Here is a 15,049-nt window from a genome sequence, read left to right on the forward strand (position 1 = left end):
ACATCCACGTAGGCCGGATAAGGTGTTCACACCGCCATCTGGCATTGAGCGATTAACGGCCCTGAATGGCTAAATCGCCGGGCAGGTTTTTCTGCATGCGATGCCAAATCTCGCCGCTGTCGTGACCGTAACTGCGCACCGTCTCATACACCTGGTCATGGGAGCCCTGCTCGCAGAGCAATGACAGCTTACGGTAGAAGCTCAGTGCCAGACCGCGGGCTTCCGGATTGGCGAAATAATGACGACCAATACGGGTATACAATCCCTTCATGCCGTTGAGGATCAGGCCGTAAATCGGATTGCCGGACGCGAATACCAGGCCGCGGAAAATGTTGTAGTCCAGGTCAGCAAAAGCGTCAGCGTGGTCGGCTACCTGATTTGCCGTCGCCAGCACTTCCTGCGCTTTGTCCGGATGTTGGCGGAATGCGGTGCGAATGAAGATTGTTGAGATGTTGGTACGCACCGACAGCAGATTATCAATCAGCTGCGGAACGCTCTCGTGATCGAGGCGCGCCAGCGTTTCAAGAATATTCAGTCCTGACGTTTCCCAGAAATTATTCACTTTCGTCGGTTTGCCGTGCTGAATGGTCAACCAGCCGTCCCGCGCCAGGCGCTGTAACACTTCGCGTAGCGTGGTGCGTGTTACTCCGATAAGTTCAGAGAGTTCACGTTCAGCGGGCAAAATAGTGCCGGGGGGGAAGCGGTTATTCCAGATACTTTCAATGATGTACTCTTCCGCGAACCCCGCTGGGCTTTGCGCCTTAATGACCATAGTAATAATTCCATTACACAGCAAAACATAGTTACACACATCATACCAGACGGGTCTGATAGCTGATAGCTGAGGCAATGAAGAAAAAGTGGATCAAGGCTTCATTTTCCAGATAACGCTGGGGCGCAATTGGCGCGACGAAGCACGTGAAGAGCTTGCCTGCGTTCCCTCCTCCCGCTAAGCTTTGCCGTCAAACATAAAAACATGATTTCATTTTTACAGGTAAGGGAAACTGCCATGGAGCTATCCTGGGGTCGCGCGCTGTGGCGCAACTTTTTAGGCCAGTCGCCGGACTGGTACAAACTCGCATTATTATCCTTCTTAATCGTTAACCCGATTATTTTCTTCATCAACCCGTTCGTTGCCGGGTGGCTGCTGGTGGCTGAGTTCATTTTTACGCTGGCAATGGCGCTCAAGTGTTATCCGCTGCTGCCGGGTGGCCTGCTGGCGATTGAAGCCGTCGTCATTGGCATGACCAGCGCCACGCACGTGCGTGAAGAGATTGCCGCCAATCTTGAGGTGTTATTGCTGCTGATGTTTATGGTGGCGGGCATCTACTTTATGAAGCAGTTACTGCTGTTTATTTTTACCCGATTGCTGCTGAGCATTCGCTCTAAAATGCTGCTGTCGCTGTCCTTCTGCGTAGCCGCCGCCTTCCTGTCCGCGTTCCTCGATGCATTGACCGTGGTCGCCGTCGTGATAAGCGTGGCGGTCGGTTTTTATGGCATTTACCACCGCATCGCCTCTTCCCGAGGGGAAGATAATATGCTCGATGACAGCCATATCGATCAGCACAATAAAGCCGTTCTTGAGCAGTTCCGCGGTTTTCTGCGCAGCCTGATGATGCATGCCGGCGTCGGCACGGCGTTAGGCGGCGTGATGACCATGGTTGGTGAACCGCAAAACCTGATTATCGCCAAAGCGGCGGGCTGGCATTTCGGGGATTTCTTCCTGCGGATGTCCCCGGTCACCGTCCCGGTGCTGATCTGCGGACTGCTAACCTGCATGCTGGTCGAGAAATTACGTTGGTTTGGCTATGGTGAAACATTGCCTGAAAAGGTGCGTGACGTTCTGCAGCAATTTGACGATCAAAGCCGCCAGCAGCGTACCCGCCAGGATAAGATCAAACTGATTGTCCAGGCGATTATCGGCGTCTGGCTGGTTATCGCCCTGGCCCTGCATCTGGCCGAAGTAGGACTGATAGGCCTGTCGGTTATCATCCTGGCGACGTCCTTAACGGGGGTCACTGATGAACATGCTATCGGCAAGGCGTTCACCGAGTCACTGCCGTTTACCGCGCTGCTGACCGTGTTCTTCTCAATTGTGGCCGTAATTATCGATCAGCAACTGTTCGCTCCGATTATTCATTTTGTTTTACAGGCTTCAGAGCATGCCCAGCTCACTCTGTTCTACCTCTTTAACGGTCTGCTTTCTTCTATCTCCGATAACGTCTTTGTAGGCACGATTTACATTAACGAAGCCAAAGCGGCGATGGAACACGGGACCATCAGCCTGAACCAGTTCGAACTGTTAGCCGTGGCGATTAATACCGGGACTAACCTGCCTTCCGTTGCAACTCCGAATGGCCAGGCCGCATTCCTGTTCCTGCTGACTTCCGCACTGGCACCGTTGATTCGCCTCTCCTATGGCCGCATGGTATGGATGGCGCTGCCGTATACCCTCGTACTGACGCTGGTCGGTCTTTTGTGCGTGGAATTCACCCTAGTCCCGGTGACCGAGTGGATGACGCAAATAGGCTGGTTAGCTACACTTTCATAACAACTTACCGGGCAAATCACTGCCCGGTTTGACTTTTTGCATGATAATTATCCGATTACACAATATTTCAATAGCTGCTAGTGGCGCATAAATTGAATTGGTTTAAACTGCGCTCTCTACGCATGTTGCAGGGAATTTATTATGTTGCGATTTTTAAACCAGTGCTCCCGCGGTCGCGGAGCATGGTTATTGTTGGCGCTAACCGCCCTGGCGCTGGAACTCGTTGCGCTGTGGTTCCAGCACGTGATGCTGCTTAAACCTTGCGTGTTGTGTATTTACGAACGTAGTGCGTTATTCGGCGTAATGGGTGCCGGGCTGGTGGGTGCTATCGCGCCAAAAACGCCGCTGCGTTATGTAGCGATGGTTATCTGGATTTACAGCGCCTGGCGCGGTCTGCAGTTAGCGTATGAGCACACCATGATCCAGCTTCACCCGTCTCCGTTCATGACCTGTGATTTTGCGGCGCGCTTTCCGAGCTGGTTACCGCTGGACAAATGGCTGCCTCAGGTTTTCCTGGCATCCGGCGACTGCGCCGAGCGTCAGTGGTCTTTTTTAACCCTTGAAATGCCACAGTGGCTATTAGGGATCTTTGCTGCGTATCTGGTGGTCGCCGTGCTGGTGGTCATTGCCCAACCGTTTAAACCGAAAAAACGCGACCTCTTCGGTCGCTAACAGAGACGCTCCTTCGGGAGCGTTTTTTTTGCCATAATGTCATTGCTTGGTGGCATCTATAAGATGTATATTAAATACATCTTATAGATGCCACACCAAGGAGATGTCCCATGTCCCATTTACGCATCCCGGCAAACTGGAAAGTTAAACGCTCTACTCCCTTTTTCACAAAAGACACTGTCCCAGCCGCACTGCTTTCCCACCATAACACCGCAGCAGGCGTCTTTGGACAGCTTTGCGTGATGGAAGGTACGGTAACGTATTACGGCTTTGCGAATGAAGAAGCGAAAGAACCTGAAGTGAAAGTGGTGATAAATGCCGGTCAGTTTGCGACCAGCCCACCGCAGTACTGGCATCGTGTTGAATTAAGCGACGACGCGCAGTTCAACATTAATTTCTGGGTTGAAGATGACAACCACTCAGATGAGATGTATCAGGCGAAAAAATCTTAATCTTTAGCGCCTGTTAACCGATGGGCGGCTCAGTCCGCCCATGAAGGTTTGTTCAAAATGTGATCCTGCCAGTCGTGTACTTCTGATTCTTTCACCGCAATATGACGGACTGAAATACGCTCACCGTGCATCGCGGCTTTCGAGCCAGTCAGTAGCGGGTGCCAGTCCGGCAGCCCTTTCCCTTCCGCAAGCAGACGATACGCGCAGGTCATCGGTAGCCATTCAAAAGTTGGCAAATTGTCACGCGTCAGCTTGATGCAATCAGGCTCGTATTCGAAACGACGTTCGTAGTTACGGCACTGGCAGGTTTTAATATTGAGCTGCTTACAGGCGACGTTGGTAAAATAGATTTCGTCGGTGTCTTCATCCATCAGCTTATGCAGGCAGCATTGACCGCATCCGTCGCATAATGACTCCCACTCGGCATCGGTCATTTCATCCAGGGTTTTGCTTTGCCAGAAAGGTATGTCGCTCATCAGGGTATCCGCTATTGCAATAAAGCTGCACCTTATAACCAGTCTGGCACGTTGATGCAAGTTTTGCCGCCCGAAAAGGCGGCAAGAAGAGATTACAGTACTCTCGTCGTCAGCGTTTGACCGTGAAAACCGATCGCTAGCTCATCACCACTGTGTAACGGCCCTACACCTTCTGGCGTTCCTGTCAGTACCACATCCCCCGCTTTGAGGGTGAAGAAACGACTCATGTAGGCAATCAACGGAATAATGTGATGGATCATGTCCGCCGTAGAACCGTGCTGACGTGTTTCACCGTTTACCGTCAGACTGAGCAGCGTATTTTGCGGATCGCCGTTAAACTCCGACACCGGAATAAAGCCCGACAGCGGACAGGAATTATCAAATCCCTTCGCTTTTTCCCACGGCTGCCCCGCTTTCTTCATTTTGCCCTGAATATCGCGCAGGGTCAGATCCAGCGCCACGCCATAACCGGCAATGGCTTTACGCACATGATCTTCCGTTGCCTGGCGCAGGGTCGCGCCAATCAGCACCGCCAGCTCAACTTCGTGGTGCACCGCCCCCATATCCGCCGGGATAACCAGCGGTTGGCGCAGGTCGCACAATGCCGTTTCCGGTTTGATAAACAGCACGGGTTCATCTGGCGTTGCGCTGCCCATCTCCTTAATGTGCTTTGCGTAATTACTGCCCACGCAAACCACTTTACTCACTGGGTAATCCAGCAGAGCACCATGCCAGTTGTGATGTTGATACATGACTTTCCCCTAACGTCGTCTTCGATTTCAGGAACTGCATCGACGGGACATGCGGCTGCCGGATACAGTTTAACCTTTAGCGTCTGGTATATTTTGTTTTGCCACAGACAGATGCTGTTTGAGTAAATCTTCTGGCGGTGGCGGGATTTGTAAATAATAGCCCTGCTCGGTTAACGCCTGTTTTACTTTTTCAAGGTCAGCGTTCACCAGTTTCTTGCGACCATCAAGTGGTAAAATCATTGCCAGTTTCGGCTGACCAAAACCTTTCATCAGTTCTTCAGGAACGCGAGAGAAATCGTCTTTTTTTTCGACATATAAATAGGTCTGGTCACGTTTGCTGCTTCGGTAGATCACACAAAACATATCTTTTACTCTGAATTCACGGAATGGTGGCTTGCCTCAATATAATACTGACTATAACATGCCTTATAGTCTTCGGAATATCACCCCGCGCTGGGGATGATAAATAGCAAATTGAGTAAGGCCAGGATGTCAAACACGCCAATCGAGCTTAAAGGCAGTAGCTTCACCTTATCTGTGGTTCACTTGCACGAGTCAGAACCCGAGGTTATTCGTCAGGCGTTGGAAGACAAAATCGCGCAGGCTCCTGCTTTTTTAAAACATGCTCCCGTGGTGATCAACGTCAGTGGCCTTGAAAGCCCGGTAAACTGGCCAACGCTGCAGAAAGTTGTCGCATCTACCGGTCTGCGCATTATCGGCGTTAGCGGCTGCAAAGATGCCAGACTCAAAGCAGAGATCGACGAAATGGGCCTGCCTTTACTGACTGAAGGTAAAGAAAAAGCGCTGCGCCCTGCCCCCATTGCTGAACCCGCACCTGCCGCGCCGGTACAAAACGTTACTCCCATCACAAAAACACGATTAATAAATGTCCCGGTTCGTTCCGGTCAGCGCATTTATGCACCACAATGTGATCTGATTGTTACAAACCACGTCAGCGCGGGCGCAGAACTCATCGCTGACGGCAATATTCACGTTTATGGCATGATGAGAGGCCGTGCACTGGCGGGTGCAAGCGGCGATCGAGAAGCACAGATTTTTTGTACCCACCTGACGGCAGAACTGGTGTCTATCGCAGGTGTTTATTGGCTGAGTGATAAAATCCCAGCAGAATTTTATGGCAAAGCGGCGCGTCTGCAATTAGCAGAGAACGCTTTGACAGTTCAACCGTTGAATTGATCCCTTTTTAACAAGGAATTTCTATGGCACGCATTATTGTTGTTACTTCGGGTAAAGGGGGCGTTGGCAAAACCACCTCCAGCGCGGCCATCGCTACAGGTTTGGCCCAGAAGGGAAAGAAAACTGTCGTTATTGATTTTGATATCGGCCTGCGTAACCTCGATTTGATCATGGGTTGCGAACGCCGCGTCGTTTACGATTTCGTCAACGTTATTCAGGGCGATGCGTCGTTAAATCAGGCGTTAATCAAAGATAAGCGTACTGAAAATCTCTTTATTCTTCCGGCCTCACAGACTCGCGATAAAGACGCGCTGACGCGTGAAGGCGTCGCAAAAGTTCTGGATGATCTGAAATCGATGGACTTCGACTTCATCGTCTGCGACTCCCCGGCCGGTATTGAAACCGGTGCGCTAATGGCACTGTATTTTGCCGATGAAGCGATTATTACCACCAACCCGGAAGTGTCTTCAGTACGTGACTCTGACCGTATTCTGGGCATTCTGGCGTCGAAATCTCGTCGCGCGGAAAATGGTGAAGATCCGATTAAAGAGCATCTGCTGCTTACGCGCTACAACCCTGGCCGCGTAAACAGAGGCGACATGCTCAGCATGGAAGACGTACTGGAAATTCTGCGCATCAAACTGGTTGGTGTGATTCCGGAAGATCAGTCAGTCCTGCGCGCATCTAACCAGGGTGAGCCGGTGATCCTCGACATCAATGCGGATGCTGGCAAAGCTTATGCAGATACCGTAGACCGTCTGTTGGGAGAAGAACGTCCTTTCCGCTTCGTTGAAGAAGAGAAGAAAGGTTTCCTCAAACGCCTGTTCGGAGGATAAGTTATGGCATTACTGGATTTTTTTCTCTCGCGGAAAAAGAGCACAGCAAACATCGCTAAAGAGCGACTGCAGATCATTGTTGCGGAACGTCGTCGTAGTGACGCCGAGCCGCATTATTTACCGCAGTTGAGGAAAGATATTCTCGACGTTATCTGTAAGTATGTACAAATCGATCCAGAGATGGTCACTGTACAACTTGAACAAAAAGACGGCGATATTTCTATCCTCGAACTTAACGTGACATTACCAGAAGCAGAAGAGTCGAAATAAGCGCTTTGGTAAAAAAGTTGTGGTCGAAAAAAGGCAGAATATTCTGCCTTTTTTATTTTCAGTGACCCGTCCTGAATAGCGTTATTACCGAGTAAACAGTAGATAGGGTTCCAGAATAACCACCAGACACTCGCTTATTGTGGATATTCCAGCAACAGGGCGTTAAGTCGCTCGGCCATCAGCTCGCCACGCCAGCCGGAAATAAGCTCCGGCAAGGAAGACTTCGGCTTTAATTTCCAGTGCCAGTTAAGCAACTGATTTATCTGACGGCGGGAGGCCAGCAGCTCCACGCTGAGATTGTGTTCCGCGCTCACGTCAGCCACCAACGCCTTAATGGCTTTGAAGGCTTTACGGTAGCCCGGCATATCCATCAGGTTCAGCAGTGGTTCAGGCAACGATGCTTCCGGCAGGGCCTGCGCTTTTTCTACCAATGAAATCAGTGTCTTGCCATGGAAGCGAATTTCGCTCCCGGAAAGACCGAGGCTGTCCAGCTCACCCAGACTACCCGGCATATAGCGCGCCACTGACCACAGGTGCTCTTCGCGTACCACGAAATTCACCGCCAGATCGCGTTCACGCGCTTTACGCAGTCGCCAGTCAGCCAGCAGTTGCAGGCAGGCAAGCTGACGGGTACGCAGCTGCCAGGCGTTGGTAATGTCACGCCACGCGTCCTCAGGCGCCAGTACTTCCTGGCGACGCTGCTGCATTAAACGACACTCATCCAGCGCGGCCGGTAGCCAGCCAGAGGCATCGGTTTCAGCCATCAGTTTTGCGGTGATCGGTAATAAATACCAGACGTCCGCGGCAGCATACTCACACTGACGCTCAGTCAGCGGTCGGGCCAGCCAGTCCGTACGGGATTCGCTTTTGTCCAGCGCCACCCCCGTAAACTCTTCCACCATCGCGGCAAATCCCCACGACAGCGGGCGACCGCAAAACGCGGCCAGAATTTGCGTATCAATCAGCGGCTGCGGAAGTTCGCCAAAGGTGTTGAGAAACACTTCCAGGTCTTCACTTCCCGCGTGCAGGAATTTGGTTATCGTGGTGTCGCGTAAAATGTCGCGCAACGGCGACCAGTCGGTGATCCCCAGCGGATCAATCAGAGCAACGTGTTTGCCGTCAAACAGCTGAATGAGTCCCAGCTGCGGATAATAGGTACGCGTGCGAACAAACTCAGTATCCAGGGCAATCGCCGGAAACTCACGAACGGCTTCGCACAGCGTGGCCAACGCGTCGTCCGTGGTAATCATTTGGTAATTCAAATCGTGCTCTCTCAGGTTTGCGCCAAAAAAAACGCCGGATTAACCGGCGCTTTCTGATGACTGACTTAACGCTCAGCCTTTATTGTCCACTTTGCTACGGGCTTCGTCACGCAATTCTCGTCGCAAAATTTTGCCGACGTTAGATTTTGGTAACTCATCACGGAATTCCACCAGCTTCGGGACCTTGTAGCCGGTCAACTGACGGCGGCAGAACGTAATCAGCGCTTCATCGGTGAGTGACGCGTCTTTCTTCACGACAAAAATCTTCACTGCTTCACCGCTGCTGCCCGAGGGCACGCCCACCGCGGCTACTTCCTGAACGCCAGGATGTTGCATCACCACGTCTTCAATTTCGTTCGGATAAACGTTAAAACCGGAGACCAGGATCATATCTTTTTTGCGATCGACGATACGCAGGAAGCCTTCGTCGTCCATCACCGCAATATCCCCGGTGTGCAGCCAACCATCTTTAACAATTTCATCGGTCGCATCCGGGCGCTGCCAGTAACCCAGCATCACCTGCGGGCCTTTCACGCACAGTTCACCCGGCTCGCCCGGCGGGACTTCGTTATCGTCATCATCCACCAGCTTAACCTCAGTGGAGGGAACCGGCAGGCCAATACTGCCGCTGTGATAGTCGATATCATGCGGATTGACGCTCACCAGCGGCGAACACTCGGTCAGGCCATAGCCTTCCAGCAGATATTGGCCGGTCAGCTTCACCCAACGTTCTGCAACCGCCTGCTGGACGGGCATACCGCCCCCCGCAGAAAGATGCAGCGACGAGAAATCCAGTTGCTGGAAGTCTTTGTTATTCAACAAGGCGTTGAACAGCGTATTGACGCCGGTCATGGCGGTAAACGGGTATTTCGCCAGCTCTTTTACCAGACCCGGGATATCACGTGGGTTAGTGATCAGTACGTTTTGACCGCCAAGCTCAATAAACAGCAGGCAGTTCATCGTTAAAGCAAAAATGTGATACAGCGGTAGCGCGGTGATCACCAGCTCTTTACCCGGATGCAGCAACGGACCGTAAGTAGCATGGACCTGCTCGAGGTTCGCCAGCATATTGCGGTGGGTGAGCATTGCACCTTTTGCCACACCGGTTGTCCCCCCGGTGTATTGCAGGAAGGCCAGATCTTCAGAGACCACTTCAGGCTTCACATACTGCATGCGATACCCGTTTTGTAACGCACTGCGAAACGAGATGGCATCAGGCAGGTGATATTTCGGTACCAGCCGCTTGATGTACTTCACAACAAAGTTAACCAGCGTTCCTTTGGCGGTTGAGAGTTGATCGCCCATTCGCGTCAGGATCACGTGCTGAACCGATGTTTTATCGACCACTTTCTCCAGCGTGTGGGCAAAGTTGGACACGATCACAATCGCTGCCGCACCGCTATCATTAAGCTGATGCTCCAGTTCACGCGGTGTGTACAATGGGTTCACGTTTACCACAATCATGCCGGCACGCAGAATGCCAAACAGCGCCACCGGATACTGCAGCAGGTTCGGCATCATCAGTGCGACACGATCGCCCTTTTTCAGCCCCAGCCCTTCTTGCAAATATGCCGCAAATGCGCGGCTACGCTCTTCGAGTTTGCGGAAGGTCATCACCTCCCCCATATTCACAAACGCGGGCTGATCGGCATAGCGCCTGACTGAATGTTCAAACAGTTCCACCAGGGATTGATAACGGTCAGGATTGATCTCCGCGGGAACACCTGCGGGATAACGGTTAAGCCAAACCTTTTTCAATACATCACCTCTAAAATGCGTATTCGTCGTCATCACAACCCCAGACAATAAACAAACTGTTAACATAATATTAACTCAGCGTACCAGTTTGTTTATTACACAACGACAAGGTTGCGAAGCACGTCACTATTTATTTTTCTTATAGCCACATAAATGCAGAAACAGCGGACGCGCCGCTGCTTCTTTTATACATAAATCAAAGAGTTATTCTGTAACTATCGTCTGAACCTGTGCCGGACCTGGATTGTACCATCCCCATCCGCCGTAGCCGCCGTATGGCCAGCCACGCGCACCGTAGAACCAGGGATCGATGGGCTGCGGAGGCATCACGATCTGCTGAGTAATATGCCAGCGTTTATAACCGGTTACCTGCATCAGCATGAACTTATACGGCGTACTGCCAATTTTACCGTCCACCGTGCCGCTAATAGGCCCTACGACGGTGACCAGTTGTCCGCGGAAATCCACCGGTTCGAGAAAGCCATTAACATCGGCATAAATACGCCCGCGTGAGGCTTCACCCAGAATCGGACGCGCGCCGCTGTCGAGAGGCACGGTGGCAATTTCCAGTCGGGATTTCCCCTGCTGATTCTGAATGTCCACCACTTTGCCGCCAAAGCGTGCTTCCTGTCCGACATACAGTTGCGGCGCATTCATGACCCGTACCAGATCCTGTTGCGGCGTTGGGCTTGAACCTTTAATCGCATCAGGAATGGTAACGCAACCGCTTAGCATGAACGCCAATGCGCCCGTCAACACGCCTTTTAATACCCATTTTTGAACCGCCATGTTGCGACTCCCTTATCTCAGCGCCTGTCCCCGGTGAGTTTCAAACTGCTGCGCATTCATCGCGTTGAGCCCGTTTGAAAGCATCGGGGGATGTACTACTAAGATTCATTCTTTTCCGGGAAGTTTCTTCCACGCCACGGTGTTACGTAAATAAACCGGTTCAGCATGTTCAACCGCTACCGTCTTTCCAGAGGCGAACAGTTGGGTGGCGAGAGGCAACATATCCTCAGCAGCCGGAAGCAAAACGTCGCCATCGCGTAGCATCAGGCCACTGTCTTTACCGAGTTCAGGCCATGCAGGCCAGCCCGTGCCGACCGTTACCCAGTCACCGGAAAGCTGCAGCAGTCGCTCATGAACCTGTTCCGGAGTTAATACCGCTTCGGTGTCTTCGCCGTGCCAGATACCGTTCTCATCACGCTGGTATTCGGCCCAGTAGACTTCCCCCATGCGCGCATCAATTGCGGCCAGCACGCGCGTTGCGCCGTTTTTGCGCCAAGCCCCCTGCGCCATAGTAGCCAGCGTGGACACGCCGATCATTGGCAAGTTCGCCCCTAACGCCAACCCCTGAGCAATACCAATACCAATACGCACGCCGGTGAAACTACCGGGACCTCGGCCAAACGCCAGAGCGTCGATATCCGTTAATGTGACATTGCCAGCAGTCAGGATATCCTGAACCAGCGGCAGGATGCGTTGGGTATGCTCTCGAGGGCAAAGCTCGAAATGAGATGTGATATTACCGTCATTCCACAGGGCGACAGAGCACGCCTCTGTGGCGGTATCGATAGCCAGAATTCGCATGGGTCTTCGTGATCAGATCAATAAATTTGGCGCGTATCTTAGCACAGTCTGTAACAAATTACTCAGTCGTTGGTATGGCAAGAAAGCGAACCGCGCGGGCAATGTCACGCGTGCGAGGCGCCGGTGGTAGGCTGGCCAAGAATGTCGCACCGTAAGGTCGCATGACCAGCCGGTTATCACAAATCACCAGGACGCCGCGATCGTCAGCGTCACGAATCAAGCGCCCCACCCCCTGCTTAAGCGTGATCACGGCATCCGGGAGCTGGACTTCGTCAAACGGGTCGCCGCCGCGCAGCCGGCAGTCTTCCATACGCGCTTTTAACAGCGGATCGTCCGGCGAGGTAAACGGCAGCTTGTCGATAATAACCAGCGATAGCGTGTCACCTCGTACGTCCACACCTTCCCAAAAGCTGCTGGTCGCCACCAGCAGGGCATTGCCCGCACTGACAAACTGCTGCAATAGCTGCCCTTTGCTGGTCTCCCCCTGCAGCAGGACCGGGAGCGTCATGGTGGCACGAAACTGTTCCGCCAGGTCGCGCATCATTGCGTGCGAGGTACACAGCATAAAGCAGCGCCCATTGTTAGCTTCAATAATGGGGCGCAACATGGCGGCCAGCTGACGCGCCGCCCCCGGCTGGTTAGTTTGCGGGAGATTGCGTGGCACGCACAGCAGCGCCTGTCGCGTGTAGTCAAAGGGGCTCGGCAACAACATTGATTCAGCCTGTTCAATGCCCAGTCGCGCGGTAAAGTGGCGGAGATCGTCGTTGACCGACAGCGTAGCGGAAGTAAAAATCCAGCAGCCCGGCTTTTGGTCCATCACCTCTTTGAATTTATCCGCTACGGTGAGTGGCGTCAGCGCCAGCGTAAAATGCCGTGAAGTGCATTCATACCAGTAGCTGAATCCCGGTTGGTTGATCTCCTTCAGGCGTTTCAAGCGGGCGCGATACAGCGTGGCGCGCTCGAATGCGGCATCCAGCAGCGCTGAACGTCCGAGCGACAGCTTCGCTACGTCGTAGCACAGTTCCAGCGTGTCATCGAGCAGCAAAAATGCCCGCTGGACGCGCTGATCGGCCAGCAATTCACGCAGGTTACCGCGATAGCCCGGCTCGCCCAGTTGCAGGCGGAAATCCTGCGCGCTTTGCGCCAGACGGTCAGCGCACTTTTGTAGTTGCTGGGTATCTTTTAGCTCGGTGCGATAGGCAATGGTAATGTCTTTGGCCAGATCGAGCAGTTGGCGGCTGGAAAGCGACTGACCAAAATACTGGCTGGCGATATCCGGTAGCTGATGGGCTTCATCGAAGATCATCACGTCTGCCTCCGGGATCAGCTCCCCGAACCCGCTCTCTTTCACCACCATATCAGCGAGAAACAGGTGATGGTTAACTACCACCACATCGGCATCCATGGCTTTTTTACGCGCTTTAACGACAAAACAGTCTTTATACAGTGGGCAGTCGCTGCCCAGACAGTTGTCGTTGGTACTGGTCACCAGCGGCCATGCGTGCGAGTCTTCCGCCACGCTGACGCAGGTGCTGATATCGCCATCAACGGTTTGATTCGACCACGAGCGCAGCAGGATCACGTCGCTTAAGGTTTGCACCGGCAGGTCACCGCCCGCCAGCGCCTGTTGTTCAAGGCGTTCCAGACACAGGTAGTTAGAGCGCCCTTTCAGCAACGCCAGTTTGCCGGTAAATTTCAGCGCTTTTGCCACGGTAGGGAGATCGCGGCTGTAGAGTTGATCCTGCAGCGCTTTCGATCCGGTAGAAATGATCACTTTCTTACCGGCGCGCAGTGCAGGCGCAAGGTAGGCGTAAGTTTTCCCGGTCCCGGTCCCGGCTTCGACGACAAGCGGCTGTGATTTTTCAATGGCATGCGAGACGGCGACGGCCATCTGTCGCTGTGGTTCACGCGGTTTAAAACCCGGTATCGCTTTAGCCAATTGACCGTCTGCTGCAAAATCGTCCGTCACACTACCCCCTGTTCATTTGAACAGGGATTATGTCAGGCCAGCGGGTCTTTCGCCAGTTGAAGAGGTGACGAGGGCACAACATTATGGCAGTCTTGTCGCCAGCAGAAACCGATTAAATAAAAACGTAAATGAGGAATAATTTATGACTATCGTGCGCATTGATGCCGAGGATCGTTGGTCAGACGTGGTGATTCACAACAACACGTTGTATTACACCGGCGTACCGGAAAACCTGGATGCTGACGCGTTTGAACAAACGGCCAACACGCTGGCACAAATTGATGCGGTACTGGAAAAACAGGGCAGCAACAAGTCACGTATTCTTGACGCGACCATTTTCCTGACGGACAAAAGCGACTTCGCCGCCATGAACAAATCCTGGGACGCGTGGGTCGTTGCCGGTCACGCGCCCGTGCGTTGTACCGTACAGGCCGGGTTGATGAACCCGAAATACAAAGTCGAGATCAAGATTATCGCCGCAGTGTAACGAGCGTTACTCGTCTTCGTCCTCGTCTTCAAAACGCGCCACGATCCGTTCGCCGGTATGAGTGGCGCGAATTTCAGCCGCGACCTGAGTGATCGCTTCGCCGCTGCTCATCCCCTGTGACATCAGTTCGTGAATACGCTCGACTGCTTTTTGCTGCTGTTCATGACTGAGTGAAGGTAAACCTGCAAACATTGTTAACTCCTGCTAGATTGTCTGCGCTAATTATCCCATGCTACCGGGCAGTAAGCCAGTAAAGTAGTAACGAGTCAGGACTGATGAAAACGTTATCTCCCGCAGTAATTACATTACCCTGGCGTCAGGACGCCGCTGAACGCTATTTCTCGACCTTAAGCCATCTGCCGTGGGCGATGCTGCTACATTCGGGGCACGCCGACCACCCGCATAATCGCTTTGATATTCTGGTCGCCGATCCTGTGATGACGCTGGTCACGCGAGATGCAGACACCGCAGTGCATGACAAAGACGGAATCACGCACACGCCTGATGACCCGATGACGGTGTTACGCTCGGCGCTAACTTCACTGGCAATACGGCCCGATTATAATCCCGTTCTTCCCTTCCAGGGAGGGGCGCTGGGCCTGTTTGGCTACGATTTGGGCCGACGCTTCGAAGCGCTGCCAAATGTCGCTGAACGTGATATCACCCTGCCGGATATGGCGGTTGGCATTTACGATTGGGCACTGATTGTCGACCACCAGCGGCAAACCGTGTCGCTGCTCAGCCACGGTGATGTGCAGGCCCGCCGCCACTGGCTGG

General features: G+C 52.9%; 17 protein-coding genes and 1 pseudogene. 8 read left to right on the forward strand and 10 right to left on the reverse strand.

The annotated features are described in order from the left end of the window. Positions 1–52: 52 nt before the first annotated feature. Positions 53–772 carry a fatty acid metabolism transcriptional regulator FadR gene (fadR, locus tag FDW95_RS04600; protein WP_137363424.1) on the reverse strand — a complete coding sequence of 240 codons (720 nt, stop codon included), beginning with the start codon at positions 770–772 and terminating at the stop codon, positions 53–55. 237 nt (positions 773–1,009) lie between these two features. Between fadR and nhaB the strand changes: the two genes are divergently transcribed. From nhaB to FDW95_RS04615, 3 genes are all read left to right on the forward strand, one after another. Then, entirely contained in the window at positions 1,010–2,551 is a 1,542-nt protein-coding gene (gene nhaB, locus FDW95_RS04605; protein WP_115258253.1) for a Na(+)/H(+) antiporter NhaB, read from the forward strand. Positions 2,552–2,692: 141 nt separating this feature from the next. Then, on the forward strand, positions 2,693–3,223 hold the full coding sequence (gene dsbB, locus FDW95_RS04610; protein WP_096756730.1) for a disulfide bond formation protein DsbB: 531 nt from the start codon (positions 2,693–2,695) through the stop codon (positions 3,221–3,223). A gap of 110 nt (positions 3,224–3,333) precedes the next feature. Continuing rightward, positions 3,334–3,675, forward strand: a complete 342-nt coding sequence (locus tag FDW95_RS04615; RefSeq protein WP_096756729.1) for a DUF1971 domain-containing protein — start codon at positions 3,334–3,336, stop codon at positions 3,673–3,675. 29 nt (positions 3,676–3,704) lie between these two features. Here the strand turns inward: FDW95_RS04615 and FDW95_RS04620 are convergent, their stop codons facing one another. The 3 genes from FDW95_RS04620 to FDW95_RS04630 all read right to left on the reverse strand — a co-directional run bounded on the left by FDW95_RS04620 (position 3,705) and on the right by FDW95_RS04630 (position 5,266). Beyond that, positions 3,705–4,151 carry a YcgN family cysteine cluster protein gene (locus FDW95_RS04620; RefSeq protein ID WP_196209307.1) on the reverse strand — a complete coding sequence of 149 codons (447 nt, stop codon included), beginning with the start codon at positions 4,149–4,151 and terminating at the stop codon, positions 3,705–3,707. Positions 4,152–4,243: 92 nt separating this feature from the next. Further along, positions 4,244–4,903: a fumarylacetoacetate hydrolase family protein gene (locus tag FDW95_RS04625; RefSeq protein WP_096756728.1), complete on the reverse strand. Its 660-nt coding sequence runs from the start codon at positions 4,901–4,903 to the stop codon at positions 4,244–4,246. Between the two features lie 69 nt (positions 4,904–4,972). Beyond that, entirely contained in the window at positions 4,973–5,266 is a 294-nt protein-coding gene (locus tag FDW95_RS04630) for a YcgL domain-containing protein (protein ID WP_096756727.1), read from the reverse strand. Positions 5,267–5,392: 126 nt separating this feature from the next. Between FDW95_RS04630 and minC the strand changes: the two genes are divergently transcribed. The 3 genes from minC to minE are packed head-to-tail and all read left to right on the forward strand — an operon-like array spanning position 5,393 to position 7,206. Continuing rightward, positions 5,393–6,100, forward strand: coding sequence for a septum site-determining protein MinC (gene minC / locus FDW95_RS04635; protein ID WP_096756726.1), 708 nt, complete (start codon positions 5,393–5,395; stop codon positions 6,098–6,100). Between the two features lie 23 nt (positions 6,101–6,123). Then, positions 6,124–6,936: a septum site-determining protein MinD gene (gene minD, locus FDW95_RS04640; protein WP_096756725.1), complete on the forward strand. Its 813-nt coding sequence runs from the start codon at positions 6,124–6,126 to the stop codon at positions 6,934–6,936. A gap of 3 nt (positions 6,937–6,939) precedes the next feature. Further along, on the forward strand, positions 6,940–7,206 hold the full coding sequence (minE, locus tag FDW95_RS04645; RefSeq protein WP_003833739.1) for a cell division topological specificity factor MinE: 267 nt from the start codon (positions 6,940–6,942) through the stop codon (positions 7,204–7,206). A 134-nt stretch (positions 7,207–7,340) separates the two neighbouring features. On the opposite strand, the gene rnd is transcribed toward minE, so the two are convergent. From rnd to FDW95_RS04670, 5 genes are all read right to left on the reverse strand, one after another. Further along, positions 7,341–8,456, reverse strand: coding sequence for a ribonuclease D (gene rnd / locus FDW95_RS04650; protein ID WP_137362925.1), 1,116 nt, complete (start codon positions 8,454–8,456; stop codon positions 7,341–7,343). An 84-nt stretch (positions 8,457–8,540) separates the two neighbouring features. Next, on the reverse strand, positions 8,541–10,226 hold the full coding sequence (fadD, locus tag FDW95_RS04655) for a long-chain-fatty-acid--CoA ligase FadD (protein ID WP_135911878.1): 1,686 nt from the start codon (positions 10,224–10,226) through the stop codon (positions 8,541–8,543). A 204-nt stretch (positions 10,227–10,430) separates the two neighbouring features. Next, positions 10,431–11,015 (reverse strand): Slp family lipoprotein, encoded by a 585-nt coding sequence (locus tag FDW95_RS04660; protein ID WP_115258250.1) that lies wholly within the window; start codon positions 11,013–11,015, stop codon positions 10,431–10,433. Between the two features lie 105 nt (positions 11,016–11,120). Then, positions 11,121–11,816, reverse strand: coding sequence for a tRNA (adenosine(37)-N6)-threonylcarbamoyltransferase complex dimerization subunit type 1 TsaB (gene tsaB, locus FDW95_RS04665; RefSeq protein ID WP_115258249.1), 696 nt, complete (start codon positions 11,814–11,816; stop codon positions 11,121–11,123). A 58-nt stretch (positions 11,817–11,874) separates the two neighbouring features. Continuing rightward, positions 11,875–13,785, reverse strand: coding sequence for an ATP-dependent DNA helicase (locus FDW95_RS04670; RefSeq protein ID WP_096756719.1), 1,911 nt, complete (start codon positions 13,783–13,785; stop codon positions 11,875–11,877). Between the two features lie 142 nt (positions 13,786–13,927). On the opposite strand from FDW95_RS04670, the gene FDW95_RS04675 reads away from it, so the two are divergent. Next, entirely contained in the window at positions 13,928–14,272 is a 345-nt protein-coding gene (locus FDW95_RS04675) for a RidA family protein (RefSeq protein WP_115258248.1), read from the forward strand. 6 nt (positions 14,273–14,278) lie between these two features. Here FDW95_RS04675 and FDW95_RS04680 read toward each other — a convergent pair whose 3' ends face one another. After that, positions 14,279–14,464: a YoaH family protein gene (locus FDW95_RS04680; protein WP_096756717.1), complete on the reverse strand. Its 186-nt coding sequence runs from the start codon at positions 14,462–14,464 to the stop codon at positions 14,279–14,281. An 83-nt stretch (positions 14,465–14,547) separates the two neighbouring features. On the opposite strand from FDW95_RS04680, the pseudogene pabB reads away from it, so the two are divergent. Then, positions 14,548–15,049 (forward strand): annotated as a pseudogene (gene pabB, locus FDW95_RS23460) (aminodeoxychorismate synthase component I); the annotation flags it as partial.

The sequence above is a fragment of the Citrobacter sp. wls718 genome (assembly GCF_005280945.1).
Classification (GTDB): Bacteria; Pseudomonadota; Gammaproteobacteria; order Enterobacterales; family Enterobacteriaceae; genus Citrobacter; species Citrobacter gillenii.

Coding starts and splice junctions, on each gene's coding strand:
- fadR (WP_137363424.1), bottom strand. CDS start 772: ATGGTCATTAAGGCGCAAAGCCCAGCGGGGTTCGCGGAAGAGTACATC.
- nhaB (WP_115258253.1), top strand. CDS start 1,010: ATGGAGCTATCCTGGGGTCGCGCGCTGTGGCGCAACTTTTTAGGCCAG.
- dsbB (WP_096756730.1), top strand. CDS start 2,693: ATGTTGCGATTTTTAAACCAGTGCTCCCGCGGTCGCGGAGCATGGTTA.
- FDW95_RS04615 (WP_096756729.1), top strand. CDS start 3,334: ATGTCCCATTTACGCATCCCGGCAAACTGGAAAGTTAAACGCTCTACT.
- FDW95_RS04620 (WP_196209307.1), bottom strand. CDS start 4,151: ATGAGCGACATACCTTTCTGGCAAAGCAAAACCCTGGATGAAATGACC.
- FDW95_RS04625 (WP_096756728.1), bottom strand. CDS start 4,903: ATGTATCAACATCACAACTGGCATGGTGCTCTGCTGGATTACCCAGTG.
- FDW95_RS04630 (WP_096756727.1), bottom strand. CDS start 5,266: ATGTTTTGTGTGATCTACCGAAGCAGCAAACGTGACCAGACCTATTTA.
- minC (WP_096756726.1), top strand. CDS start 5,393: ATGTCAAACACGCCAATCGAGCTTAAAGGCAGTAGCTTCACCTTATCT.
- minD (WP_096756725.1), top strand. CDS start 6,124: ATGGCACGCATTATTGTTGTTACTTCGGGTAAAGGGGGCGTTGGCAAA.
- minE (WP_003833739.1), top strand. CDS start 6,940: ATGGCATTACTGGATTTTTTTCTCTCGCGGAAAAAGAGCACAGCAAAC.
- rnd (WP_137362925.1), bottom strand. CDS start 8,456: ATGATTACCACGGACGACGCGTTGGCCACGCTGTGCGAAGCCGTTCGT.
- FDW95_RS04660 (WP_115258250.1), bottom strand. CDS start 11,015: ATGGCGGTTCAAAAATGGGTATTAAAAGGCGTGTTGACGGGCGCATTG.
- tsaB (WP_115258249.1), bottom strand. CDS start 11,816: ATGCGAATTCTGGCTATCGATACCGCCACAGAGGCGTGCTCTGTCGCC.
- FDW95_RS04675 (WP_115258248.1), top strand. CDS start 13,928: ATGACTATCGTGCGCATTGATGCCGAGGATCGTTGGTCAGACGTGGTG.
- FDW95_RS04680 (WP_096756717.1), bottom strand. CDS start 14,464: ATGTTTGCAGGTTTACCTTCACTCAGTCATGAACAGCAGCAAAAAGCA.